Origin of the sequence: Vibrio sp. MEBiC08052 (genome assembly GCF_001506075.1) — a bacterium.
Classification (GTDB): Bacteria; Pseudomonadota; Gammaproteobacteria; order Enterobacterales; family Vibrionaceae; genus Vibrio.
In genome coordinates this window covers 1,111,731-1,136,884 of record NZ_KQ947475.1, presented here as the reverse complement: position 1 = coordinate 1,136,884, position 25,154 = coordinate 1,111,731, and the positions used below count along the sequence as shown (strand labels likewise).

At 48.6% G+C, this 25,154-nt stretch carries 21 protein-coding genes; 10 read left to right on the top strand and 11 right to left on the bottom strand.

All coding sequences use genetic code 11. The features are described from left to right. Nucleotides 1-77 precede the first annotated feature (77 nt). The 6 genes from menE to VRK_RS05055 all read right to left on the bottom strand — a co-directional run bounded on the left by menE (nt 78) and on the right by VRK_RS05055 (nt 7,350). Nucleotides 78-1,511, bottom strand: a complete 1,434-nt coding sequence (menE, locus tag VRK_RS05080) for an o-succinylbenzoate--CoA ligase (protein ID WP_059120376.1) — start codon at nt 1,509-1,511, stop codon at nt 78-80. Continuing rightward, nucleotides 1,511-2,494: an o-succinylbenzoate synthase gene (gene menC / locus VRK_RS05075; protein WP_059120375.1), complete on the bottom strand. Its 984-nt coding sequence runs from the start codon at nt 2,492-2,494 to the stop codon at nt 1,511-1,513. Before menC ends, menE begins: the two co-directional genes overlap by 1 nt. Before the next feature lie 86 nt (nt 2,495-2,580). After that, nucleotides 2,581-3,447 (bottom strand): 1,4-dihydroxy-2-naphthoyl-CoA synthase, encoded by an 867-nt coding sequence (menB, locus tag VRK_RS05070; protein WP_021018876.1) that lies wholly within the window; start codon nt 3,445-3,447, stop codon nt 2,581-2,583. 24 nt (nt 3,448-3,471) lie between these two features. Continuing rightward, on the bottom strand, nt 3,472-4,266 hold the full coding sequence (menH, locus tag VRK_RS05065) for a 2-succinyl-6-hydroxy-2,4-cyclohexadiene-1-carboxylate synthase (protein ID WP_059120374.1): 795 nt from the start codon (nt 4,264-4,266) through the stop codon (nt 3,472-3,474). Beyond that, nucleotides 4,250-6,025: a 2-succinyl-5-enolpyruvyl-6-hydroxy-3-cyclohexene-1-carboxylic-acid synthase gene (menD, locus tag VRK_RS05060; protein ID WP_059120373.1), complete on the bottom strand. Its 1,776-nt coding sequence runs from the start codon at nt 6,023-6,025 to the stop codon at nt 4,250-4,252. The genes menH and menD overlap by 17 nt, the downstream gene beginning before the upstream one ends. Then, nucleotides 6,022-7,350, bottom strand: a complete 1,329-nt coding sequence (locus VRK_RS05055; protein ID WP_059120372.1) for an isochorismate synthase — start codon at nt 7,348-7,350, stop codon at nt 6,022-6,024. Before VRK_RS05055 ends, menD begins: the two co-directional genes overlap by 4 nt. Nucleotides 7,351-7,521: 171 nt before the next feature. On the opposite strand from VRK_RS05055, the gene VRK_RS05050 reads away from it, so the two are divergent. Next, complete coding sequence (locus tag VRK_RS05050) at nt 7,522-8,736, top strand: pyridoxal phosphate-dependent aminotransferase (RefSeq protein WP_059120371.1); 1,215 nt, start codon at nt 7,522-7,524, stop codon at nt 8,734-8,736. A 97-nt stretch (nt 8,737-8,833) separates the two neighbouring features. On the opposite strand, the gene VRK_RS05045 is transcribed toward VRK_RS05050, so the two are convergent. From VRK_RS05045 to VRK_RS05030, 4 genes are read right to left on the bottom strand one after another with little or no spacing between them, the layout of a single operon-like run. Next, the gene (locus VRK_RS05045) at nt 8,834-10,285 is read right to left on the bottom strand and encodes an ABC transporter ATP-binding protein (protein WP_082671315.1); all 1,452 of its coding nucleotides are present in this window, start codon (nt 10,283-10,285) and stop codon (nt 8,834-8,836) included. Beyond that, a complete protein-coding gene (locus VRK_RS05040; protein WP_059120370.1) occupies nt 10,282-11,070 on the bottom strand; it encodes an ABC transporter permease in 789 nt (262 codons plus the stop codon). The genes VRK_RS05045 and VRK_RS05040 overlap by 4 nt, the downstream gene beginning before the upstream one ends. Next, on the bottom strand, nt 11,067-12,020 hold the full coding sequence (locus tag VRK_RS05035; protein WP_059120369.1) for an ABC transporter permease: 954 nt from the start codon (nt 12,018-12,020) through the stop codon (nt 11,067-11,069). Before VRK_RS05035 ends, VRK_RS05040 begins: the two co-directional genes overlap by 4 nt. Further along, on the bottom strand, nt 12,013-13,566 hold the full coding sequence (locus VRK_RS05030; RefSeq protein ID WP_059120368.1) for an ABC transporter substrate-binding protein: 1,554 nt from the start codon (nt 13,564-13,566) through the stop codon (nt 12,013-12,015). Before VRK_RS05030 ends, VRK_RS05035 begins: the two co-directional genes overlap by 8 nt. 298 nt (nt 13,567-13,864) lie before the next feature. Between VRK_RS05030 and VRK_RS05025 the strand changes: the two genes are divergently transcribed. The 7 genes from VRK_RS05025 (at nt 13,865) to VRK_RS21200 (ending at nt 22,182) form a co-directional block, all read left to right on the top strand. After that, the gene (locus VRK_RS05025) at nt 13,865-14,299 is read left to right on the top strand and encodes a hypothetical protein (protein ID WP_059120367.1); all 435 of its coding nucleotides are present in this window, start codon (nt 13,865-13,867) and stop codon (nt 14,297-14,299) included. Between the two features lie 290 nt (nt 14,300-14,589). Beyond that, a complete protein-coding gene (locus tag VRK_RS05020; protein WP_197413056.1) occupies nt 14,590-15,903 on the top strand; it encodes a right-handed parallel beta-helix repeat-containing protein in 1,314 nt (437 codons plus the stop codon). A 293-nt stretch (nt 15,904-16,196) separates the two neighbouring features. Beyond that, complete coding sequence (locus VRK_RS05015) at nt 16,197-17,828, top strand: methyl-accepting chemotaxis protein (RefSeq protein WP_059120366.1); 1,632 nt, start codon at nt 16,197-16,199, stop codon at nt 17,826-17,828. A gap of 396 nt (nt 17,829-18,224) precedes the next feature. Next, a complete protein-coding gene (locus VRK_RS05010) occupies nt 18,225-19,385 on the top strand; it encodes a linear amide C-N hydrolase (protein ID WP_059120365.1) in 1,161 nt (386 codons plus the stop codon). Between the two features lie 297 nt (nt 19,386-19,682). Further along, nucleotides 19,683-20,765 carry a zinc-binding metallopeptidase family protein gene (locus tag VRK_RS05005; RefSeq protein WP_197413055.1) on the top strand — a complete coding sequence of 361 codons (1,083 nt, stop codon included), beginning with the start codon at nt 19,683-19,685 and terminating at the stop codon, nt 20,763-20,765. A gap of 354 nt (nt 20,766-21,119) precedes the next feature. Next, nucleotides 21,120-21,881 (top strand): hypothetical protein, encoded by a 762-nt coding sequence (locus VRK_RS05000; protein WP_059120363.1) that lies wholly within the window; start codon nt 21,120-21,122, stop codon nt 21,879-21,881. Nucleotides 21,882-22,020: 139 nt separating this feature from the next. Continuing rightward, nucleotides 22,021-22,182 (top strand): hypothetical protein, encoded by a 162-nt coding sequence (locus tag VRK_RS21200; protein WP_197413169.1) that lies wholly within the window; start codon nt 22,021-22,023, stop codon nt 22,180-22,182. Nucleotides 22,183-22,247: 65 nt separating this feature from the next. Here the strand turns inward: VRK_RS21200 and VRK_RS20570 are convergent, their stop codons facing one another. After that, on the bottom strand, nt 22,248-22,616 hold the full coding sequence (locus VRK_RS20570; RefSeq protein WP_082671314.1) for a hypothetical protein: 369 nt from the start codon (nt 22,614-22,616) through the stop codon (nt 22,248-22,250). A gap of 810 nt (nt 22,617-23,426) precedes the next feature. Between VRK_RS20570 and hmpA the strand changes: the two genes are divergently transcribed. Both hmpA and VRK_RS21405 read left to right on the top strand, forming a co-directional pair. Next, a complete protein-coding gene (gene hmpA, locus VRK_RS04985) occupies nt 23,427-24,620 on the top strand; it encodes an NO-inducible flavohemoprotein (RefSeq protein WP_059120361.1) in 1,194 nt (397 codons plus the stop codon). A 144-nt stretch (nt 24,621-24,764) separates the two neighbouring features. Continuing rightward, nucleotides 24,765-25,154 (top strand): hypothetical protein (locus tag VRK_RS21405; RefSeq protein ID WP_231735740.1); only part of this gene is annotated, 390 nt, incomplete at its 3' end.

Here is a 25,154-nt window from a genome sequence, read left to right as displayed (position 1 = left end):
GTATGCCTTTTAGTTAATTAAACTGAGTTAATTATGACGAAAAGACATATCAAACCAAAATTCAGTTTTGGACTAACTCATAACTGCTTGTCAGGATCGCGACCTTGCTTGATTGCAGCGTTTAACCACGTTTTGACCGCTGCACGGGAGATTTTAATCCCTTGGGGACGGCAGTGATCAGGCAAACGATAATAACTATCCGGCCATTTGAATTTCTCCAGGCGCCCTTCAAGCCACGCGCTGATATCCGCGCTCATCGATTGCCAATCCGGTTTACAGCCAATCACTGCTATCGGACGGGCCCCATAAGTAGCATCGGCAACCGGAACTATCACAGCCGTCTCAATCTGTGGATGTCGCACTAAAACCGCTTCAATTTCTTCACAATGAATATTTTCCCCACCGGAAATAAACAGATTATCCGCCCGGCCGGTGACATGTAGTTCCTGCTCGTGCCAATAACCCATGTCCTTGCTGTCAAACCATCCGGAATCGTCACACAACGGGGTCAGCATCCCCTGGCGATAATAGCCACAAGCCAGCGTTTCACCACTGATATAAATCCGTTCATTATCAATTTTCACCTGACGGAAAGGCAGGACCATCCCACAACTTTCCCGATGATCAACCCGCTTGGCAGTGACCGTTGACGCAGCTTCTGTCATGCCATACCCGAGCCATGTTTCGATACCGAGCGCAGCTGCTCGCCGGGCAAGTTCCGCTGGAATATAACTGCCTCCGAGCAACACATGGGTCAGCGTGTGGGGGATTTGCTGATCCAGCAAACGCTGTAACTGGGTCGGCACCAACGAAGCATGGGTCACATCCGCCATGTCACTGGCTTCAGTATGCCCAATCCGCAGGCAGGCACCTACTTGTAACCAGCGGTAAATAATCGATAATCCGGACACATGATAGACAGGCAGGCTCAGTAACCACGTATCACCGGCCGAGAAATGAAACAGAGATAACAACCCTTGCGCTGAGGCAAAATGCTGATGAGAGGTATGGGCAACCGCTTTCGCGTCACCGGTTGAGCCGGATGTAAAAATTAATGTGCTCAACTGTTCGGGATGATAATGCGAGGGCTGAATAGCATCGGTGGCCTGCAGACAGTCAACCATGCGACAGTCCGGCAACTGCGCCTGCAATGCGGTGACATCACTTGGGTCAGCACAGAACAACCACATGGTTTGATGAGAACGGTAGATAGTCTCCAGTTTACGCTGCAACATAGCAATCGGCTGTGGCGGCAGAAAGGCCGTCAACGCCCCGGCAGATAATCTCGCCAAAAACAACCAGACCATATCGGGATGATTTTTGCCGACCAGCGTCACCACATCGTCAGTTCCGACCCCCTGTTGTTGCAAGGCCGCAGCAATGGCAGCAACCCGCTCGGCCACCGCCTGCCAGCAATAACTTTGCTGCCCCACTTTCAGCGCAACAGCCGTCGGCCGCTCCTTTGCCCAACGCAGCCAGGGAACGTCACCGCATTCATTACCGTTCGTCATCAGGATGTCCAGATTAATTCCTGACTTTCCAGTGCCACAACGGGTAAATCACACCCCGGCCACGCAACGGCCAACTGTTGCTGAAACAGACCGACGGTATCCAGTCCCGGGACTTCATCCGGCATCAGCCAGCGAGACAGCCGTGCCAGCTGGCACAACCCGAAACTCGATTCAATACTGGAACTGATCACCGGCTGCATTCCCAGCGTTCTGGCTTTTTCGATCAGGTAACGGCACCGTTCAATTGAACCAATCAGGGTCGGTTTAATGATCAGCGCTTTCACGCCGGTCAGATCCTCCAGACCGAACGCCGGGTCATGTAATGACTCTTGTAGGGTTTCATCCCATGCAATCGCAATACCGGTATTGATCGCAAACGCAATACTGTCGCTCGGTGCCGCACAGGGTTCTTCAATATAAGCAATTCGCTGCCGGTAGGAGTGGGAAATTTTACTGGCAAACTTGGCCGCCTGTTCCGGCGTCCAACCACGGTTAACATCCAGCCGCAGTGATAAATCAGGGATGCTTTCCAGCAACAGATTGACAATCATCCCGTCACGAACCGGCTCATACCAGCCGACTTTCACTTTGGCGACTTTTTTCGGTAACACTTGGAGACGCTCGATCAATTCATCCGGGTCACCGATACATAAGGGGGCCGCAAAATAATGACCGGCTTGTGGCAGTTCACCGGATAACTCGGCCTCTGCGGCAGACAAACCAAACGCCACGGATGGATATAATGACGGATAGTCAATCACCTCACCGCGACACCAACGTGCCAGTTGTTCCTGAAGCTGGATACCGGCTTCCGTCACAGATTCCGAGCTGAAACCAACTAATGGCGCAATTTCACCGCGCCCCATCTGATTCTGCTCATGTATTTCTACGATGAAGCCTTCACGTTCCAATAGCTTCTCGTTGCGAAGAATCACACCGCTATCCATCGGTAATCGATAGCGGTACAGTTTTGCACTACGCATGGTAACTGTTCCTCTTGACCCGATGCCCGATGGTTAAACCACCAGACACCTTATTTCAATCATTCTGTTTCAATCGCTGCCGAAACCTACGGGTTACGAGGAAACTTGTGAAAATCAGGACGACGTTTTTCGTTGAATGCATTGCGTCCTTCCTGACCTTCTTCAGTCATATAAAACATCATCGTCGCATTACCTGCCAGCTCTTGTAACCCGGCCTGACCATCACAGTCGGCATTCAGGGCCGCTTTCAAACAACGCAGCGCCATCGGGCTGTGTTGTAATACCTCCCGACACCAGCGGACGGTTTCTTTTTCCAGATCCGCCAAGGGGACGACGGTATTCACCAGCCCCATATCAACGGCTTCCTGCGCATCATAAAAGCGACATAAGAACCAGATTTCGCGCGCTTTTTTCTGGCCGACAATCCGTGACATGTAAGACGCGCCCCAACCACCGTCAAACGATCCGACTTTCGGCCCGGTCTGACCAAACTTGGCATTGTCAGCCGCGATGGTTAAATCACACATCATATGTAAAACATGACCACCGCCAACGGCCCAGCCCGCCACGGCTGCAATTACCGGCTTCGGACAAGTCCGGATTTGACGCTGAAAGTCTAGTACATTGAGGTGATGTGTGCCTTCGTCATCACGATAACCGCCGTAATCACCGCGAATTTTCTGATCACCGCCGGAACAGAATGCATCCTCTCCCAGTCCGGTCAGAACAATCACACCGACACCAGAGTCATAACGGGCATCAGCCAGCGCTTGAATCATTTCTTTGACCGTCTGGGGACGAAAAGCATTGCGAACCTGCGGCCGGGCAATGGTAATTCTGGCAATACCATCATCCGATTTGTGATAGTGGATATCTTGATACTCACCGCTACAATCGTTCCAATTGACCGGTGCATAAAGTTCTTCTTCACTGATACCTACAGTAATTGTCATAATCTACCTATCTTGTTTGAGCTGTCATCTCTGATGAGCGAGCAGTGTCCGAAGACACCGGGCAAACGCCGCGGGTCGCTCCTGATGGACATTATGTCCTGCCTGCAAAACAATCTCTATTGGCAACCCGCTTGGTTCAGCGAGTTGGCGAAATTTTTGATCGCGCTCCCCGCAGATATACTGAACGGGAATCGGTTGTGCTTTCAGTGCCGGCAGCAAATCCGGCTGCAAAGCCAACGATGTCGCACGCATCATCGCTGCAATGTTGACGCCAAGATTATCACTACGCCGGGTGATCAAATCTTGTCTTTGCTCATGGTTGAGTGAGGAAAATACCGGCTGCTGATACCAACTGACTAAAACATCAGCAATCGGCTCAGATGCAAAGCGAGCAGCCCATGCCTGATCCTGTAGCCAGCGGGTCTGACGGGCTGACTCATCCTGTAAGCCAAAGTTGCCCCCTTCAATCACCAAAGAGGTTACATTCAGCCCCGACCAGGCACCATGAACGGCACCATACATGGCTAACCGACCACCCAGTGAATAGCCTATCAGTACCAACGGTTGTGCCGGTGGTAACCGCCGGGCTATCGTCTGAGCAATCTGAGCACAACAGTCGTCAAAATCGGTACAGCGTTGCGTGCGACTGTTCCCGTGCCCGCACAAATCGATAGTCAAACGGGGAAAATCACACAGTTGTGCCAGCGTTTCCGACCAATCTTTACCACTGCCCAGTAAACCATGTAACCACACCAGCACTGGTCGATCCTGCGTGAGGTCTGACGCCGCCGGGGTGTAATCACTATAAAGTACAGACATGCTGAATAACCTGCTGAATGTGCTGTGCTGCCTCTCCGGCCGGGACACTGACTTCAACCACCAAACCATGCTGCCCGCGCTCGATATGCTGTGTGACACAATCCGTCAGTGCGCTGACACTTTCAGGCTTGGCATACTGCAAACCAAACTGAGCGGCTGCATGTCGGAAATCATAGCCATGTGGCATCTGATATAAGTCAGTTTTCTGTTGTTTTGGGACGGGCAGTAAGTCAAAAATTGCACCACCGTCGTTATTGGTCACCACAATCACAAACGGCTGCGGAGTGTTGGTCAACAACGCGAGCGAATTGAGGTCATACAACAGAGAAGTATCGCCCAGCAGTAATAACATCGGATGCTGCCGTTCGCGCTGAACTCCGACAGCCGTTGCCACCAGACCATCAATACCCGACGCACCACGGTTGGAGTACACGTTCTGATGATTGATAGTCCCGAACATATCGACTAAACGAACAATCAAACTATTGCCGATAAATAAATCCGCAGTGGGAGCCAGTGTCGCCACTGACCGGGCGACATCCAACTCAGAAAGGGCCGTCGTTGTTGCTGCTACTTGCTGTATCACTGCCGGGATACGGCCAATCATCGCCAGCAATGGATCCGCCCAATTGGCTGATGAGCGATCCGTTGATGAGTAATCTGTTGATGAACAATCCGTTAATGAGTAACCGGCTGATAAATTGTCTGCCTGAACCGATTCAAGTTGCACATCAACCCAATTTGCAACCGGAGCCACGATCTGCTGTTGGGGCAGATGAGACGGGTTATTGCATTTCTCATCCGCAGCAACCAGCACATAATGACTCCCATGCTGGGTGACTTGCTGTTGCAACCACTGATTGAGCCGTTTGGAAACCACTTGTCCCCCAAACTGAATGATCAGCTCACATGCTGATAAAATCTGCCGCGATAGTGGATGATGAAGCCAGATATCGAAATATGCCCAGTCACTTGATACGCCCGATTGGGGGTCGCAGAACACAGGCCAGCCCAACCGCTGTGCAAACGCTTTGGCTTTTTCTGCATCAGCCAACGACAGAGAGCCGATAATCACAACCCCGCGCTGACGCAACAGTGTCGGCTCCGGCCGGACAGGTGTGTATTGACCACCACATTTGAGGCTGTACGGCAGACCCTGTGTCAGCCAGTGCTGCACACGGCTCAGATAAGCTGCATCATCGACGATTTCATCATGCTGGATATACAGCGGTTCAGGAAACGGACAATTGATATGGACTGCGCCACCACGACGCTCTTGCACCGCAAGTGCCTGATCAAGTGTCGTGAGCAACCAGTTGGGCGAAATCGCGGTGGTCGGGCTGGGTAAGTTGATCGCCTGAACCACATGCGCGGCAAAAATACCCGGTTGCTCAATCGCCTGATTCGCGCCGCAGTCAATCAACTCTACCGGGCGGTCTGCGGTTAACAAAACCAGTTTTTCGCCCGTCAAATTAGCTTCAACCACACACGGGAGTAAATTCGCCACCGCAGTCCCCGATGTCACAATCACGGCGACCGGCTGATGACTGGCTTTTGCCAGTCCCAATGCCAGATAACCCAGCCCTCTTTCATCAAAATGGCGATGGAGCTGCAACGCCGGATGCGCATCGGCTTCAAGTGTCAATGGTGTAGAACGCGAGCCCGGAGCAACACACACATCACGCACACCCAGACGCGACAATTCCTCCAGAATCAAACGACTCCAGATACGATTCAACACCGCTTGTTGAGATTTCACGATACTACTTCCTCCGGAGATATCTCCGTGATCAGACTGAGTAAGGTTGACATCTTACGATTCAACTCTAACCACTCATGCTCAGCAACCGAGCCACTCACAATCCCGGCACCGGCAAACAGTTTGACCTGCTTATCCATCACCAGTGCGCTGCGAATCGCGACGCAGAATTCAGCACGTTGATGGCTGATATAGCCAATCGACCCGGCATACCATCCTCTGGGGAACGGTTCATAGCGTTCAATAAAAGTTTTAGCGGCTTGTCTCGGTAACCCCGCGACCGCTGCAGTCGGTTGTAATGCGCCCAATAACTGGACACCGTTAACCGTCGGATTAAGCTCAGCCGCAATGTGACGCTTCAGATGTTGTACTCGCCGGAGTTTCACCAATTGTGTTTCCGCCCCGACCTCAACAGAACGCGCCAAAGGGGTTAAATGATCGACAATGTCATCGACGACATACTGATTCTCGGTCATATTTTTCTCATCATGAATCAGCCAGTCGGATAATGCCTGATCCTGCCGGGCATCCTCACTTCGGCCAATCGTTCCGGCCAGCGCTTCAGTGACCAGCGCCTCACCGTAACGCTGATACAAACGTTCCGGTGTCGAGCCGACGAAACTATGCCGCTGGTCGATAGCCAGTAAGAAGTGAAAACTCTGATCGTTGCAACGGCGACTTTCTTTTAATAACTGGGCGGCCTGAATCGACTGCGTCAGTTCAAATGTGGACTGCCGTGCTAACACGACTTTATCAAACTGCTGCTGTGTCATCGCAGACAATGCCTGCTCAACCAGTTGGCACCATTGGGCACGCGAAGGTGCGTGATCAACGCAAAGCACTTCAGTTTCTATCGGGGGTAACGCCGGAATGTCCGACTGAAGCTGCTGTAATGCCTGAATCGTCTCATCACGCGCTGTCAAGTTGGCACATAAAAACCATGAATCCCCTTCGCGAATCAGCTCAATTTGCGGCAGAAAGAAAAATGCTTCTCTACAGTACGGATTTTTGGCCGTTCCGCCATCAAAGGAGCGCCCGCCCCAAATGCGCTGAGAGGCAGAGATCACTTGATAGGCCGGTGCCGGATCCGAAAAAACCATACAAGCCCCCAACGCCACGACTTCTTCCCGACCTTCCCGGTCTTGCCAGTAAAATTTAGGGAACAAGGTTTGTGCGGCAAGCCAGTCAGGCAAAGAAAAATGAGGAGGGAAATCAAGTGCCTGTCGGCATCGGCTCACTTGTGGATCAGCCTGATGAATCTGGTGAATAAGTTGGTTTACTGCTTGGTAGAAATAAGACAAAGCGACCTCAGCTGGGGGTGTCATGACGACTCTATTGATTGATTTATCTGTTCCTGTCAAAGGATGTAGAGCATTTTATGTCAGATGCTCCCGAAGCTCTAGCCCAGAAATCAGATAATTTTAGATTTTTATTCTTTTAAAACATGATTTAGTGTAACTTAATAAAAAAATTTAATTATTTTCGGGGGAGCTGCCATGCAAAATATTGGGATGTCATCAAAACTTGATAATGTCTGCTACGACATTCGGGGTCCGGTACTCAAACATGCTAAACGCATGGAGGAAGAGGGCCATAAAATCCTAAAGCTGAATATCGGCAATCCGGCACCTTTTGGCTTTGATGCCCCTGATGAAATCTTGGTTGATGTGATCCGTAATCTGCCGACATCGCAAGGTTATTGTGATTCCAAAGGGATCTACTCTGCCCGTAAGGCAGTGGTTCAGCATTATCAGAAAAAAGGATTACGCGCCCTCGACGTCGAAGATGTGTATATCGGTAACGGCGCTTCAGAACTGATCGTCATGTCGATGCAGGCACTGTTGAACAATGGCGATGAAATGCTGGTGCCGGCACCGGATTATCCACTTTGGACCGCTTCGGTCTCTCTCTCCGGCGGGAAAGCCGTGCATTATCTGTGTGACGAAGCATCAGACTGGTATCCCGATCTGGAAGACATTAGAAAGAAAATCACCCCGAACACGCGCGGTATTGTGCTGATCAATCCGAATAATCCGACCGGAGCCGTCTACAGTCGTGACTTTCTGCTGGAGTTTATCGAAATTGCCCGCCAGCACAATCTGATTATTTTCGCCGATGAAATCTACGACAAGATCTTATACGACGGTGCAACCCATACCCCGATTTCAACCTTGGCCGACGACGTTCTCATGGCGACGTTCAACGGTCTGTCAAAAGCGTATCGCGTCTGTGGGTTCCGAGGGGGCTGGATGTTCCTGACCGGCCCGAAACACCTTGCGACGGGTTACGTCTCCGGGCTGGATATACTGGCATCGATGCGTTTGTGTGCCAATGTGCCGATGCAACATGCGATTCAGACTGCACTGGGCGGCTATCAGAGTATCAATGAACTGATTTTGCCCGGTGGCAGATTATTGGAACAGCGTGATCGCGCATGGGAGATGATTAATCAGATTCCGGGCGTATCCTGCGTCAAACCCAAAGGTGCGATGTATTTGTTCCCGAAAATTGATACCAAGATGTACAACATTCATGACGACCAGAGAATGGTGCTCGATTTTCTGATTCAGGAAAAAGTGCTGCTGGTTCAGGGCAGCGGCTTCAACTGGCCGAAACCCGACCATTTCCGCATCGTCACGCTGCCGCATGTTGAAGATCTGGAAATTGCCATCAGTCGTTTCGAACGGTTCCTCTCAACTTACCGACAGTAGCAAATCTATCTCGATAAACACGTGTAAGAGATGAAACAAACAGCAGGCCCGAAGACTCGGGCCTTTTTGATGCTCTCAATCAACTTTTCATCCGGAATTAACCGGTAACCATCACCGGCTGAGCGGCCAGCGGGTCATCTTCATCACTGACCGTCGGCTCCGGTGCTAATTCGATCACCCGATGACACACCTTCTCTAACAGACTCTGCTCATGGCTGACCAGTAACAGCGCACAATTTATCTCCCGGGTCGCCTCTAAGATCAGCGCCAGCGTTTCCTGAGCGGTGGACGGGTCTAACCGCGTGGTCGGCTCATCTGCGATGAGTAACTTTGGTTTGAGCAACAAGACCCGCAAAATCGCAAACCGCTGTAATTCACCGCCGGAAACCTGACTGGCGGACTGCTGCAATAATTTCGGGTCTAAATGGAGCCGCTTCATCAGCGCCTGCGGCACCGCATCAGCAATCTGATAACGACGGCAAATATCATCTATCAGCGTGCCTAAACTGACATGCGAGGCAAATGCACCGGGCGGATCCTGATAGAGTTTGAGTTTCTGTCCGACACCCAGCGGTTGCAGATATTCAATCTCCCCCGCAAGCGGTGTCCGTAAACCAAGCACCGCCTGACACAAAGTTGATTTACCGCATCCGCTCGGCCCGCGGATCCCCAGCACTTCCCCGGCATGGAGTTCAAAAGACAAATCCTCAAACAACACCCGGTTCTCAACCGCCATTGTTAACTGATGAACGCGCAATAACACCGCCCCCGTCTGATGGCGGTTCATGACCGGCCAGTGACGCGGATGGGCAGTGATCAACTGACGGGTGTAAGCATGTTGCGGGTCACAAAGTACCGTGCTTGCCGACCCCTGCTCAACCACATGACCTTGCTGAATGACAATGATGGTGCCGCCGAGTTGTTCCGCAACTTCGATATCATGTGTCACCGTCAATAACGCCCCTTGCTGACGGTACTGTTGTAACATCTCAATCAGACGTTCACGGTTGTGATCATCCAGCCCTTTGGTCGGCTCATCGGCAATCAGAATTTCACCACCGCCACTGACGGCACAGACATAAGCCCCACGCTGTGCCATTCCACCCGAAAGCTGAACCGGAAACTTCTGCTCATGGCCGGAAAGCCCGACAGCGTCAAATAATTGTGCTGTCTGAGTGCGGCATGTTGCCGCATCCTGATTACGTAACAACGCGGGCACTTCTTCTGCTTGCCGGGACAATGGCATTAACGGGTCAAGGGCTAACGAGGGCTCCTGAGGCAAAATAGAAAATACCCGTCCCCATAAGTTTTCCCGTTCATCGGCAGACATCGTGTGCAAAGCCTGCCCTGACCACCGCACTTCCCCCTGACTGGAAAAAGATGCCGGCAACGCACCGATTATCGCCTTCAACAACAAACTCTTGCCCGCACCGGTTTCCCCGAGAATGGTCAAGGATTCTGCATGAGCCAGTGTCAATGAGACCGGCCCGACCATACGCCGTTCACCCTGCCAGACAGATAATGCCCGAATTTCAAGTAATGGGGTCATGTCCGTGAACCTCCCTGTGCCAGCAAATGAAAAGAGAAAATCAGCAGTGACACCACCACAATCGGCTGAAGCAATACCCAAAAACCCTGATCATAGTAACGAAACAGTTCCACCATCATCATGCCTAACTCGGCATGGGGCGGACGCAGCCCGACATACAAAAAGCCGAGTGCTGCCAGCGATAAAATCGCATGACCGGCTCCGAAACAGGACAAGGTATACACATCACTGCGTATTTCCGGCCAGATGTGACGATAAAACAGATACCAGCGGCTGAAGCCGAACAGACGAGAAGACTCAAACGCATCGGAGAGCACAACGGCCTGTGTCTGGCTGCGGATGACCCGGAAGTAATCAGCCCACATCGTGATGGAGATAGCAATGAAGAGAAAGAAAAATGACCCCGGGAAAATCGCGCCGAATAGCAAAACCAGAATCAACCCCGGCAGTGCCATTACAATATTGACCCACAGCGAAAAAACACGGTCAACCCAGCCTTTGTGCCATCCGGCCCAGACACCGGAAAGCGTACCGAGCAATGATGCAGTCATGACACATAAGCCAGCCATCAACAACGAGTTCATAATTGCATCGGCAAGCCGTGCCGCGTTACTGCGCCCGTAATGATCGGTGCCGAGAATCTCTTGCCAGTTTGGTCCGGCAAAAGCAAGCTCAAGCTGCTGACGGGCAATATCCCCGTTGAGCCAGAGCTTTTCAATCAAAACAAAAACCAACAACGTCGTCAGGATCGACAGGCCGATCCACTGCGTCCGATAAAGTTTCATGCGATCCCTCCTGCAACCGAGCGACGATAACGCGGATCAAAGTGGTACTGAACCAGATCAACCCCGGTATTAATCACCACAAACAGTAACCCCATGACCAATGCAGCCCCTTGAATCACCGGAATATCACGGCCGAAAATCGCATGAGACAATGCATGACCGATACCCGGCCAGGAAAACAGTGATTCAATCATCACAATCCCTTCCACCAGCCCCACGGCTTGCACACCAATAAATGCCAGTAGCGGTAACGTAATATTGCGCTGACCGTGATGCGCATAAGCCTGTGTTTCACTCAGGCCTTTCAGCCGAGCAAATTGATAAAACGGTGCCTCAAAAATACGCTTGGCAGTATTGCGAATCATGCGATTCGATAAGGCAGCCAGAGATAAAGCCAGCGCCAAAGCCGGGAGTAACACATGTTCAAACCGGCCGAACCCTGCCACAGGTAATAAATCAAGCTTTAACGCAAAACATAAGATCAGTACCAACCCGATCAAAAATACCGGCTGAGCCCGCATAAAACTGGAAATCAGTAACGTGACCCTGTCATGCCACTGTCCGGCACGACGCGCACAGTAGAGGCCGACAGGAAAAGCGATCAATAGCGATAATCCCAGCGCAACGGCTGCCAGCCATAATGAATAGCCCAAGTGGTGCATAATTTTCTCAGTCACCGACTCACCGCTGATCATCGACTGCCCCAGATTAAAGTGGGCTAAGTCCCACATCCAGCTCAGATACTGTTCCCACACCGGACGATTCAGGCCGAGATCTGCTGCCACGCGCTGCGCGGCCTGTAAATTGACATAGTCGTAACCATAACGAGCCGCAGCAATGCGAAATGCCATATCTCCCGGCAGGCATTTCATCATCACAAACGTCACCGTGCCGACCGACCAACCGACAAAGATCAGCTGGCAAAAGCGGCGCAATAATAAATTAATCATGAAGTTGCATTTCCTTGAGACGATAATCAATTTCATACGGGTCAAACGAGAATCCGGACACCCGGTTGTTGACCGCAATCAGTTGCTGGCTGTACGCAATCGGAATCACCGGCAGTTGATCCGCCATGATTCGGGCAACCTGCTGAGACAACTGCCGGGCGACATGTGGATCAGACTCACTCAGAAGTTGAGTCAGAATGGCGCGAATTTGCGGAGAATCCCAGTTCATATGACCCCAGTCACTGCCCTGCGGTGAAGAGAAATCATCATAAAGAATCGGCAGCGGAGTGCCCATCATACCGAAGTTGCGCGCAATCAGCGCCATATCGAGGGTATTGTCATGATGCTTGGCCGGAATCGCACTGGCATTATCAATACTGACATTGACCTGAATCCCCAGCAGTGCCAGCTGGTTCTGAATACTGGTTGCCAAAACGGGTAATTCAGGGCGATTGGCATAGGTCGTTAACGTTAGCGTGAATGGTTGACCATCACGCACTAACCAGCCTTGATTATCGTAAGACCACCCTTGCTGCATCATCAATGTTTTGGCCTTTTGCAGGTTACGTTTCTCATGCAGGTTGTCGAGATACCAATCAGACTGTGAAGGTGAGAAAAGCTGATAAGCGGCTGACCCCGGCAAACGCAGCACCGTTGATGCCATTCCTTCACGATCCAGTGCCAGACTAATCGCCTGCCGAACTGCCAGATGACGTAACTGTGGGTGACCGAGGTTCAGTTTCAGCAACACTGTCCGGGGCAACGCAAGTGACTGAACACTCACCTGCTCCGATTGCTTCAGTCCTTCACGACTGATCGGATCAACTGAATAAGCAATATTTGCCTGACCACTACGCACCAACAGCGCCCGGCTTTCACTCCGGTGCCCCGCCAGATAACTGACCGACTGAATATGCGCCGGCTCGCCCCAATAGTCCGGGTTTTGCGTCACTTCGATCTTATGTGGCGGATGAGCCATAGCCACCTGATATGCCCCGGTCCCAATCACGGCTGACGGTGCCTGTCCTTTATCTGTTTCATCACCTTGCGCTATTTTCCCCAGCGTTGCAGGGGAAACCATTCCCAGACTGTAATGCGCCAGTACACTCAAGAGCGGACTGTAAGGCCGGGATAGCGCAATCACTAATGTTTCATTTTTAACAGTAATCGCCTGAATCGGCACCTGCCGGATCACCCCCGGTTGCGTACGCGCATATTCTAAATTCTGTCGTACCGCTTCAGCATTCAGCAGTGCACCATCATGAAACCGGACACCTGAGCGAACACGAAAATGCCATTTCAGGCCATCATCCGATGAGCGCCATTCGGTCGCTAATAACGGTTGCACCGTCCCATCGGGCATGAGGTGCGTTAAAGACTCGGTGACTCCGAGACGGCTATAGAGAAATCCGTCACGCGACAACTCCGTGCCGTTAAATTCAAACGGGCCGGAAATAGTAAGTTGGGTATTATTTTGAGACTGACGATGCTGATATATCGCGATAGCAATGATGCCAACTACGATGATAAGTAATATTTTTTTCATACTAAAATGAGTAAACTATCATTAATTGATACGTTATAACATATCAATACCCATATATTATTGCAATAGTTTCTCATTTAACTATTGATAAGAAGTGTTGTTTTTTAAAGCGATGTGAACTTCGTTCAGTGAGGACTCGAGTGATTTTCGTTTGTTGCAACGAGAGGATAAATAATGTTCAACTCACGACATAAAATGATACATATCGCATAACCTTATTCAATGAATTGCTTTTAATACAAAACTCAATATATTCATTGACTGATTTAAAACAGTAATAATATCAAGAGGATTTTCAATGAAAACAATCAAAGCAGCAGTACTAGCTTTATGCTTATCTCCGGGACTGGCTCTGGCAGGTACCGCTTATATTCCGACATTCAATGTATGGAATGGCGCATTGTCTTGTTACAGAATTTCAAATGTATCCAATGTCGATGCCAGTATCACCGTCAATTTTTATGATGAGAATGGTGATCTCTATACCGGGCCTTTCGGTCAGGCAAAAGTGATTACAGCACTCAACACACCATTTACTTTGCAACCCCATAAAACGGCTATATTTTGCTTGGAAAAAAGCAGTCAACCAGCATCGGGATACGGTGTGATTGAAAGTACCGGAACAGACGGCAATCAACCATTTATCATTGCAAGTGGTGTATATCAAGCCCAGCATACCGATTATCGTATGGTCGAACGTTCTATTACCATTAATCAGGGCTTGCCATTCTAATCTCTGCACAATCAGGTTATTCACCAACTGATTCAATATCTTGAACACCGATATTTCCTATCACTGTCAATGGCAGTCAGAAATATCGGTGTTTTTTATTCTTATAGGTTGCACCAATCCGACTCGGCTCGTGAAAATTCACATCTGTTTATCTTCATGTCACTGTTGGGAGTCAGCCATACACAACAGTGACAACGATTCAGAAAAATGAAACATCGTTTCTTAATTGATCGATTTTATTGATCAATCCATCTATTTTAGATATGCAATTTATAACGTATGGATCAATTATGAAATTCAAAATCATTTCCTTATCGATGCTAATCGCTGTCAGCAATTTAGGGTTTGCCAAAAACCTCTATATTGCGCCTTATGGTTCAGACAGCAATTCAGGCACACTCTCATCACCATTAAAAACCATTATGGCGGCACAATCGGCGGCTTCAGCAGGTGATACTGTCTATATCCGCGGGGGGACTTACTATCTAAATGATTCGAATATTACTCAACACCAGAATATTCGTGCCATCGTTAACAATATCACCAAAGACAACATCAGCTATATTAACTATGGTTCCGAGCGTCCGGTGTTTGATTTTTCGAATGTTAAACCGGCCAACTATCGCAACACGGCATTCATGGTACGGGCGGATAACTGCGTGTTTAAAGGCTTCGATGTGGTTGGCGTACAAGTCACTATCGCTGATCACCGTACGCAGTCTGAAGCGTTTATGATCAACAAAGGCAATGGTAACCGTTTCGAAAACTTAGCAATTCATGACGGCATGGCTATTGGCTGGTACTTGGTTGCCGGCAGTAACAACTATGTTCTCAATGTCGATGCATACAACAACCGCGGATTAAACCATTACTCGGACGGTAACGTCGATGGCTTTGGGGCTCACCCGACCTCAGCGTCTTACACCGGGAATGTCATCAGCCATTCACGCGCTTGGTTTAACAGTGACGACGGGGTTGACTTAATCAACGCAGATGCTGCTGTTACCATTGAATATAGCTGGGCTTTTTACAACGGTTACGGGCAAGACTTTACCAGACTGGGCGATGGCAATGGTTTTAAAGCCGGTGGTTATGGGCGTAACGGCAGCGCAACACCAAGTGTGATCCCGCGTCACACGATCCGCTACAACTTAGCGGTACGTAACCGCTCTGCTGGCTTTTACGCCAATCACCATATCGGTGGTCAGAACTGGATCAATAACACCTCAATCCGTAACCAAAGCGCAAATTACAACATGTTATCAACGCTTGATGACAACCGAACCGATGTCAAAGGCTACGGCCATTACATGCGCAATAACTTAGGATTTGACGGTCACAACGAAGTGATCAATCTGGGTAACAGCACTGAGAATGACCTCATTTACAACTACTTCAACCTCCCCGTCACCATCACCTCAAAAGATTTTGTCCGTCTGGATGAACGTGAGTTGATGTATCCCCGCCAAGCCGACGGCTCTCTGCCGAGGATCAAATATGCGCTGCTGAAAAAAGGCAGCGATTTAATTGATGCCGGTATCTATACCGGTGACGGTTATAAAGGCGTCGCACCTGATTTAGGCGCCTTTGAGTCTGACTATTAATGATTTGCTGACCACGAAAAATGCAGCCTGAGTGCTGCATTTTTTGGTTCCTGCCAGCATATCCTTACGAGGACACACGCCCTACCATCCCTTTCGGCACCGGTGACTGGAAAGGTAAAATGTTGAATTGAGGTTTGGGACGCTCCGGCATTGATCAAAGGCTACCTTACAAGGACACACACCCCACCATTGATAGGAAAACCCTATTGATTTAATTCATACAATGTAATTTATTTATTGAAATAAATTCTTGATAATAGATCTCATCATCAGTCTATGGGGGAGAAATAGACATGTTATCAAGAATATCAATTGCCAGAGCAATGCAATGGGGCTTTGGCATCGCCATCACTATGGTCTTTGCTTTGGGGATCTACCTGATTGTCGTCATCAGTAATGTGCGCGATCACTTCAATACCCTTGTCACCCATAACTTACAAGTGCAATCCGTGCTTTCTGATTTGCGCTTCTATACGGTCACCTACCGTCGTTTTGCCTTGGATTACGGCCTGACCACCAGCGCCAGTGCTCACCGAGACATTCAAAAAACCATCGATGAGAACGACAAAAAAGTAGCCGCATCGTTGAAACGTTTTCGTGAAGTAGCCGATACCACAGACATGAAACGCTTTATGGAAACCGTGCAAACTCGGATTAATGCGTATCGTGACATGCAAAACCACTACCTCTCTTTGATCGATCAAGGTGAAATCGATAAAGCACGCGTGGAGATGCTAGGGCCGATGCTCGCACCGTTTAATACCATCGTTGATTCTCTGAGTGACTTGCAAGAAACATTATTAAAGCAAGGCATCACCATGAAAGATCAAGAATCGAGCGCAATGGAGCGTGCCATGGTGATTGAGGCCATTGTTGGCGTAGTCTTACTGCTGTTTTTGATCATTTTCGGTGTCTTACTGACCCGCAAAGTCAATAAGCCCTTGAGTGTACTGATTGAGCAAATGAATACGGTAGAAAAAGGTGATTTGCGCACTCGCTTAGCATTAACCCAGTTCGCTGACGATGAATTAGGACGCGCCGCACATTCATTTGATCAAATGCAACAAGGGATCTATCGCTTGGCAGAAGGCGTGCAGCGAAACACTCAGATTGTCGAGAATGCCAGTCAAACCATGTTGGAAAGAATGGCCAATACGACGCTGCGCCTCGATCAGCAGAAAAGCGAAATCAGCACAGTGGCATCGGCGATGTCGCAATTGCAAGCGAGCTTTGCCGACGTCGCTCAGCATACGGTAACAGCCGCCCAAAGCGCAGCGGATGTCAAAGGCCATGCAACCAACAGCCAAAACGTCATCCAAGCGTCGCTCAACCAAACAGAATCACTTTCCGGGGCGATTTCCGAAGCCTCAACCGTGACTCAAGCGCTGAAAAATGACAGCGCCGGCATCGAAATGATTTCTCAAGTCATTCGCAACATCACAGAGCAAACCAATTTACTGGCGCTCAATGCTGCTATCGAGGCAGCCCGGGCCGGAGAAGCGGGCCGCGGTTTCGCAGTGGTAGCCAATGAAATTCGCTCCTTAGCACAAAAAACGCAAGACTCTATTGATGAAATCAATCAGACCATCAATGTCATTCAAAATCATGCAGAACAAGCCGTAAACACCATGGCCAACAGCCAGACTCAGATGCAATCAGGGCTCGAAAAAGCTCGCAGCAGCCAAGAAAGTATCGGGCATGTCATGACCTCTGCAACAACCATTGATGGCATGGGCCACATGATTGCCGCGGCGACCGAGCAACAACTGGATGTGGCGAAAGAGCTGGCGAACAGTATTCATGAAATTCACCAAATGTCTCAGGATATTCATCGCAGTGTACACGACACAGAAAAACTCAGTGAGGAGCTCAAATCCACGAGCCGAAGCCTAAGCGAGGTGTCTGCACGCTTTCAGCTTGCATAAAGGCATTCAATGCTGACAAGAGGCGTGCTTATCGGGACACACGCCCTAAACCTATCGCGATACCACCTTGAATCACGCTCTGATGACGCTTGCATCTGCGCAAGCGTCTCTCTTCATGCGTTACTGGCGCACAGATACTCAGTACAATCGAAAAACCCAAAATGCATCGTGTTTTATATTAAAAATCTGAAAATCCCGACGGTATACCCCACCCAACAACAATCATTTTCCCAAACAGCGCCGAACCTATTATTCAACAGATTTAATAGCAATCTGCAAAATTGTGTCATAACCTCATTTTAGGCGTCATAGAAAAGCAGTCATGCCCCTACCCCGACTCACCCATGGTGGTACATCCCATTTTCTTAAACAGCATAATTATTAAGGATATTTCATATGAGATTTCGCTTAGTTTTTCCACTCACCAGCTTGGCTCTTGCTCTCACTCCTCCCGCGGATGCCTGTACTCGAATCCTTTATCACAATGCGGTGAGCACCGACACACATGAAACAGTACAGAACAAAGCGGGCTTCTTTACCGCCCGTAGCATGGATTGGTACATCGATACACAGACCGATTTATGGATATTTCCTAAAGGCATGCAACGCACTGGCGGGGATATACCTAACGCAATCAAGTGGGAATCAAAATACGGCTCTGTCATCGCGTCTGCCTTTCATGGAGCCACCGCAGATGGCATCAATGAAAAAGGCTTGGTTGCCAACTTCCTATATCTCAATGAAGCCGATTATGGTAAGCCGAACGGAAAACCTGAACTGGCGGTGACCGCTTGGGCACAGTATGTGCTCGATAACTATGAATCAGTGAACGAAGCAGTAGCAGCCTTAGAAAAAAAAGATGCTAATGGGAAGATTTTTTATGAGGCACCTTTTCATATAGCCGATGCCATGGTGCCTCTTGGAGATCATAAAGCCACCGGTCACTTATCCATTTCTGACCCCAGCGGCGACTCGGCCATCTTTGAATACATTCAAGGTAAGCTCCATATTCACCATGGCAGTGAATATACCGTGATGACCAATTCCCCAACCTTCGACCAACAACTCGCCATTAATCGCTATTGGGAACAGGGAGACGGCTGGAAAATGTTGCCGGGCACAAGCCGCTCAGCGGATCGCTTCGCGCGCGCGGATTTCTATCTGAAAAACGCTCAGGCAGCGCGTGACCCTGACGATGCTTCAGCGGCAGCGACCACACTGTCCATCTTGCGTAATACATCAGCTCCGCTCAATATCAAAAACCCCGATCCGAATAAACCCAACGAAGCCTCAACCATATGGCGCACCGTGGCTGATCAAAAAAATTTACGCTACTACTTCGATTCGGCCCTCAGCCCTAATGTCTTTTGGATCGATCTGAACAAAGTCAATTTATCTGACACGGGCGTGGTAAAAAAACTAAATTTGCAGCCAGAAAGGATAGAAGTAGACGGTCATGAACAAGAGATAAAACAAGTCTATGCCGGCGAGGTATCAGCTCAATTCAAATCAAAGAAGAAGCCTTTTCACTGGATTGTCTCCAAAAACGAGAGCTAACATCGCTTAGCACTCAAGGCGGTGTTTTTCTCTAAAGCCCCCAAGTGAGATATTGGTAGGTGCTGCCAATATCTCAGTAATCAGGACGAGTCTTAACGTGCTTATCGGGACACACGCCCTAAACCTATCGCAACATCTCCTCGAATTAATGACGCTTGCATCTCTGTAAGCGTTACTGGCGGCACAGAGCCCCCCAAAGGTTAGTCGCTATTTTAAGGATAGTTAAAAAATGGTTACAAAATCATAAAAAGAGTATGTTATTTGGTAAATTCAGTTTATAAAACGAAAGACTCTCTCTTGATTGGAGCGCTATATATGCCCAGTGATCATTTTATCGACCTGCTTAAACTGCTGATTCGTGCCCCGAGCGTCGTGGGTGCAGAGCATTCTTTTTTTCGTGTCCTGCAACGTGAGCTGGAAGAACGCGGCGCAAAAGTGACTTGGTATGAAGGTCTATTGGTCGCTCAGGGCAGTGACCCGTTCAGCACCATGTTTTCCGCCCATATTGACCGGCATGGTTTGGTCTGTACCGGCCCCAATGAGTTCCAGTACGCCGCGTTTGTATCGGCGAACCGCACAGATTTGCTGAACAACTCGGTGTCGGAAGAACTCATGACAAAGGTGACAGAGCGCTTCAACCATGAAGAAGTCTACGCCTATGAGCCTTGGTCAGGAATGTACTGTGGCAAAGGCATCATCAACAGCGCTTATGTGTGTGAATTCCGTAACAACTTAATTTTTGAGACCAAAGGGTTAGAGAGCGTCGTGGCCGGTACCCCGATTGCATTCAATGACCAATTACATCAGGTCGATAATCGCTTAGAAGGCCAGCTTGATAATGTTATTTCAGCCGCTGCGCTGGTCCACCTTTTCGATCATGGCTTTAAAGGTACCGCCTTCTTCACCGCCCAAGAGGAATCCGGTAAAAGCTGGCGCTACTTACTGGAGTGGTTCCGTCGCTTTGGCGGCTCCACGAACCGCTTATTTGTAGTCGATACCAGCCCATTCCCGAATGTAGAGGCCGCCAATGAACAACTTATCGTTTTAAGAAAAAAAGACGCCAACGCGACATTCAATCAAGAAAGTACCCAGCTACTTGAAAACCTATGTGTGAAAAACAAGATTAGTTACCAGTATAAAAACCGTTATGTGGAAGAAGAAAATGCCAAGCGCGCCGAACAAGGCTTGCCACCGACATCATTAGGCAGTACCGAGCTTGGCCGTATCATTGCCGCATCGAATGGCTTGGTGGACGGCACCACCATCCAGATACCGACCATTGGCTATCACACCATGCATGAGTCAGCCTCCGTAGCGTCCGTGGACGCTTTTATCCGCATGCTAAAAGTAGTCGCCAATATTGAAGTAACGACGACATGAGACAATAAGAAATTGATTCGCGTCCTGCTCAAGTTTTTTTGTTAGGGAATAGCTGATTGTGCGGCATTTGGGGGCCGGTGGCTAAGAAGATCAAATTGTAATGCAGGTGTTTGGGACGCAATTACTTCTCCGATCTCATTGCCATCTCCGACTGCGCCCCAGGTACTTTTTCAAGGCCGAAAAAGTACCCCAAAAGGCCTAAAGTTTAAGTTCAGCGCACTGAATCAGGGTCGGATTGATTCGCATCCTGCTCAAGCAATCCTGAAAATTCATCCTTGAATTTTCCCCTGAGCACATTGACCAATTTAGCTTCAAAAAGATTCACCCAACTCCACTCAACCAAGAAAACCATTCATGGAAGAATGGTTAGGCTTTTCCGGGCAGGACGCCCGTAAAAGCCGGTTCTGGAAAGCACACGCCCAAGCCAACAAAAAAGATTTTCTGGTTCGTCTTTCATCTTTGAAAGATGAACTGGCGCACGGAGCACTGATGCCTCTGAAACCGAAAAACGTAATTGTGCGTCAAATCTGGGAGCCGGAGGCTAAGAAGAGAAAACTTGTAATGCAAGTGTTTAGGGGGAGAAATGGGGGCTCTGTGGTTTGGGACGCAATTACTTTTCCGATCTCATTGCCATCTCCACCTGCGCCCCAGGTACTTTTTCACAGCAGAAAAAGTACCCCAAAATGCTTAGGGTTTGAGTTCAGTGCACATAATCAGGGACGCTTTTATTCGCTCCTGCTCACGAAAAGCTTAAAATTCATCCCTGAATTTTACCCTGAGATCATCGATCAATTGAGCTTCGCCTTAAAAAAGATTTCACCCAATTCAAACAACCACCCGCCCAAGAAAACCATTCCGGGAGAATGGTTAGGCTTTTCCGGGCAGGACGCCCGTAAAAGCCGGTTCTGGACAACGTGCGACGCCGCCAAACAGAAAAGATCTTCTGGTTACGCTTGCATCTTGGCAAGAGTAACTGGCGCACTGAGCACTGATGTCACTGAAACCGAAAAACGGAATTGTGCGTCAAACCTCTTTGAAGGTTTCGTGGTAGTAGTCGATGACCTGGCGCAGCACGGTTTGGCTGTCAGCATTGGCGGCAAAAGGAGGGGCAGCTAAGGGCATAGTCTTTGCCGTGCTTTTTAAGCTGATACTCCTGCGATTCTGCTAAGCGTACCAGTGAGACATCGCGCTTAATGCGTTCTATCACCTTATCAGCCAGTCGTGCCATGACTCCCCCAAAACAGGGGGAATGATTATGGCTTCAGCACAACTGTGGAACAGCCAGATGACACCCGAAGATAAGCAGCTTTATAAGGAACTCGGCCAGCGGATCGCGCAGGTCAGGCAGCTACCAAGAGCGAAGCAGCAGTTTGTGATGGAGATGTTAGATACAGTAATCCAGCAAGCTGCGCATTAAAAAGCCCGCATAGTGCGGGCTTTAAACAGTTCAAAATCAATCTCTAAACCATGACCAATACAGGCTCATACTATATCCATTGATAAAGCTAATATTTTAAGAGAGCTATTTGTCGAATTGGTGTTTATTGTGTAACAAAGCAAGTTATCTAACTCTACCCCTAAAAGGGCCCACTTGTTTTTTATTACAGGTATTTCTCCACAGTCACTGCGACAATCAGCACTTAAGATACTTTCTTCGGCAACAATGCCAAAATTCATCTTGGCATCAAAACAATAGCAATCACTAAAAACAACCACATTTTCATTACCATCAGGCCATTTAATAGACAGCTTAATGCTATCATTTTCACCTAGTTTCTTTCGGTCAATCTCTATGTTTAATAGCGTCGAATCATGCCACGGTAACTCATTAAATTTATTACTATAATTCATAATCAAAACCCCGGATCTGGATCTCCTTCTCTAGGACTGTAATGCTTCCCTTTACCATTCTTATGATAATGAGAGTAATTAGGCCCCTTCTGATCTGGAGGTGTAGCAGGGTCGATTCTTAATCTCTCTTTAAATTTACCATTAACAATTTCGCCATAATTGCTTGGTATCTGATGCTTAGGCCCGACTAACGCAACTCCATCCTTCGTAACCGTAATTGTTCCATAATTAGGAGCTGCATTTGGCGTTCCTCGAACCTTTGGAGCGGGAAGAGCTTTCACGCCACTGTTTGTAACATCAGAACACCCTGACGTTCATCGTAACTAACACCGCCCACAACCCTAATGCCTTCAGTACCTTAAAGAGCCAGCCCCCCAGATGCTGACCTCATGTTAACAACTTTATGCCCCAGAGGCACTTTTTCAAAATCTTATCAGGACACACGCCATAAAATGGAGTCGATAACCTTCCTCAATTCAAGCAAACCACAGGAAAAAGAAATTGTGCGTCAAATCTGGAAGCCGGAGGCTAAGAAGAGAAAACTTGTAATGCAGGTGTTTGGGACTCAATCACTTTCCTCGATTACACAATCATTCGCTTTACTCACAGATCCAATAAATTAGTCATTATGACTTATTCATATTATAACGACACTTTGTAAATAGAGTCATATGGACTTATATCATTTTAAAAAAACAGGTAAGGCTTTGATTTAAAATATTTTTAATAATTGGCATTAAGTTCGCTATAAGTAAATCAAATCGCTCTTGTTCCGGAGCTGAATTAACCTGATATTTACAAGGACTTTCTATGCTATCGCAAACTCATATTGATACAGTCAAAGCCACTATCCCAGTTTTAGCCTCTGCGGGTACAGCCATCACACAGCATTTCTATCACCGTATGTTCACGCATAACCCTGAGCTAAAAGACGTCTTTAATATGTCTCACCAAGCCACCGGACGGCAGCCAGCAGCCTTGTTTAATGCCATTGCTGCGTATGCGACGCACATTGATAACTTAGAAATACTGACCAGTGCCGTAATGCGCATCGCTCATAAACACACCAGTTTCAATATCCAGCCCGATCAATACGCTATCGTCGGTCATCACTTGATCGAAACCCTACGTGAACGACTGGGTGAAGCCTTTACCCCAGAGATCGAAGAAGCATGGGTCGCGGCCTATCAGCAACTGGCAGATATCTTTATCAAAATAGAAAGGGACTTATATAAAGCCAACGCAGCGAAAAATGGAGGCTGGGAGGGTTTCCGTAAATTCCGAGTGGCGAAAAAACAAACGGAGTCAGAGTTGGTCACCAGCTTTACTTTTGTTCCTGTTGATGGAAACAGTGTCGTAAATTATCTACCGGGCCAATATTTAGGCATTAAAGTTCACCCAAGTAACCATGAGTTCGATGAAATCCGCCAATACAGCTTATCCACTGCGTCGAATGGCCAAAGCTACCGAATTAGCGTGAAACGTGAACTAAACGACATCAAAAATGGCGTAGTCTCGAACTATCTACACGACGGCATTAAAGAGGGTGACGAAGTCGAATTAATGCCGCCAGCGGGCGACTTCCATTACCAAGAACACAAGCGTCCTGTGGTGTTGATCTCGGCAGGAGTTGGCTTAACACCGATGAACGCAATGTTGGATACTCTGGCAAGCCAAGGTAGTCAAAACCCAATCGTCTACCTACATGCGTGTCGTAACCCACAACAGCATTCGTTCGCAGAGCATGTGGCAAGTCTCACTGAGACACTGAAACTGACTCACTACACTTGGTTAGAAGACGGGGCACCAGAGAACGCAGAACGGGTTATAGCAGGACAAATGCAGCTCGCTCAAGTAGCTGAAATCCTACCGTTAACAGACGGAGACTTCTACTTATGTGGCCCTGTAGGTTTTATGATGTTTATCAAAGATCAGTTACTAGGTCTTGGTGTGGCAGAAGATCGAATCCATTACGAAGTGTTTGGTCCGCATCAGAATTTCTAAATCAACCCTTTCACACTTAGACAAAACCCAGTATTCAAGCTGGCTCAGACGGTAATAACTCGCGGTTATCTTGATAGCGCTTATCAGGACACACACCTTAAAGTGCGTCATATTTCGGAGCCGGGGGCTGGGAAGGTAAAACTTGTGATGCCGGTGTTTGGGGGGAGAAATGGGGGCTCTGTGGTTTGGGACGCAATTACTTCTCCGATCTCATTGCCATCTCCGAATGCGCCCCAGATACTTTTTCAAGGCCGAAAAAGTACCCCAAAAGGCCTAAAGTTTAAGTTCAGCGCACATAATCAGGGACGCTTTTATTCGCTCCTGCTCACGAAAAGCTTAAAATTCATCCATGAATTTTACCCTGAGATCATCGATCAATTGAGCTTCGTTGATTTAATGTTTCTCTCAACTCAAATTAACCACCCAACAAAGAAAACCATTCTGGGAGAATGGTTAGGCTTTTCCGGGCAGGACGCCCGTAAAAGCCGGTTCTGGAAAGCACACGCCCAAGACAACAAAAAAGATTTTCTGGTT

Excerpts from the sequence above, each read along its gene's own strand:
- VRK_RS05020 (WP_197413056.1), top strand. The coding sequence starts at position 14,590 with ATGAAATTCAAAATCATTTCCTTATCGATGCTAATCGCTGTCAGCAAT.
- VRK_RS05055 (WP_059120372.1), bottom strand. The coding sequence starts at position 7,350 with ATGACACCCCCAGCTGAGGTCGCTTTGTCTTATTTCTACCAAGCAGTA.
- VRK_RS21200 (WP_197413169.1), top strand. The coding sequence starts at position 22,021 with ATGGCTTCAGCACAACTGTGGAACAGCCAGATGACACCCGAAGATAAG.
- VRK_RS05045 (WP_082671315.1), bottom strand. The coding sequence starts at position 10,285 with ATGACCCCATTACTTGAAATTCGGGCATTATCTGTCTGGCAGGGTGAA.
- menB (WP_021018876.1), bottom strand. The coding sequence starts at position 3,447 with ATGACAATTACTGTAGGTATCAGTGAAGAAGAACTTTATGCACCGGTC.
- VRK_RS20570 (WP_082671314.1), bottom strand. The coding sequence starts at position 22,616 with ATGAATTATAGTAATAAATTTAATGAGTTACCGTGGCATGATTCGACG.
- VRK_RS05010 (WP_059120365.1), top strand. The coding sequence starts at position 18,225 with ATGAGATTTCGCTTAGTTTTTCCACTCACCAGCTTGGCTCTTGCTCTC.
- VRK_RS05030 (WP_059120368.1), bottom strand. The coding sequence starts at position 13,566 with ATGAAAAAAATATTACTTATCATCGTAGTTGGCATCATTGCTATCGCG.
- VRK_RS05000 (WP_059120363.1), top strand. The coding sequence starts at position 21,120 with ATGGAAGAATGGTTAGGCTTTTCCGGGCAGGACGCCCGTAAAAGCCGG.
- VRK_RS05035 (WP_059120369.1), bottom strand. The coding sequence starts at position 12,020 with ATGATTAATTTATTATTGCGCCGCTTTTGCCAGCTGATCTTTGTCGGT.
- VRK_RS05050 (WP_059120371.1), top strand. The coding sequence starts at position 7,522 with ATGCAAAATATTGGGATGTCATCAAAACTTGATAATGTCTGCTACGAC.
- VRK_RS05025 (WP_059120367.1), top strand. The coding sequence starts at position 13,865 with ATGAAAACAATCAAAGCAGCAGTACTAGCTTTATGCTTATCTCCGGGA.
- menH (WP_059120374.1), bottom strand. The coding sequence starts at position 4,266 with ATGTCTGTACTTTATAGTGATTACACCCCGGCGGCGTCAGACCTCACG.
- VRK_RS05040 (WP_059120370.1), bottom strand. The coding sequence starts at position 11,070 with ATGAAACTTTATCGGACGCAGTGGATCGGCCTGTCGATCCTGACGACG.
- menC (WP_059120375.1), bottom strand. The coding sequence starts at position 2,494 with ATGCGTAGTGCAAAACTGTACCGCTATCGATTACCGATGGATAGCGGT.
- hmpA (WP_059120361.1), top strand. The coding sequence starts at position 23,427 with ATGCTATCGCAAACTCATATTGATACAGTCAAAGCCACTATCCCAGTT.
- VRK_RS05015 (WP_059120366.1), top strand. The coding sequence starts at position 16,197 with ATGTTATCAAGAATATCAATTGCCAGAGCAATGCAATGGGGCTTTGGC.
- menE (WP_059120376.1), bottom strand. The coding sequence starts at position 1,511 with ATGACGAACGGTAATGAATGCGGTGACGTTCCCTGGCTGCGTTGGGCA.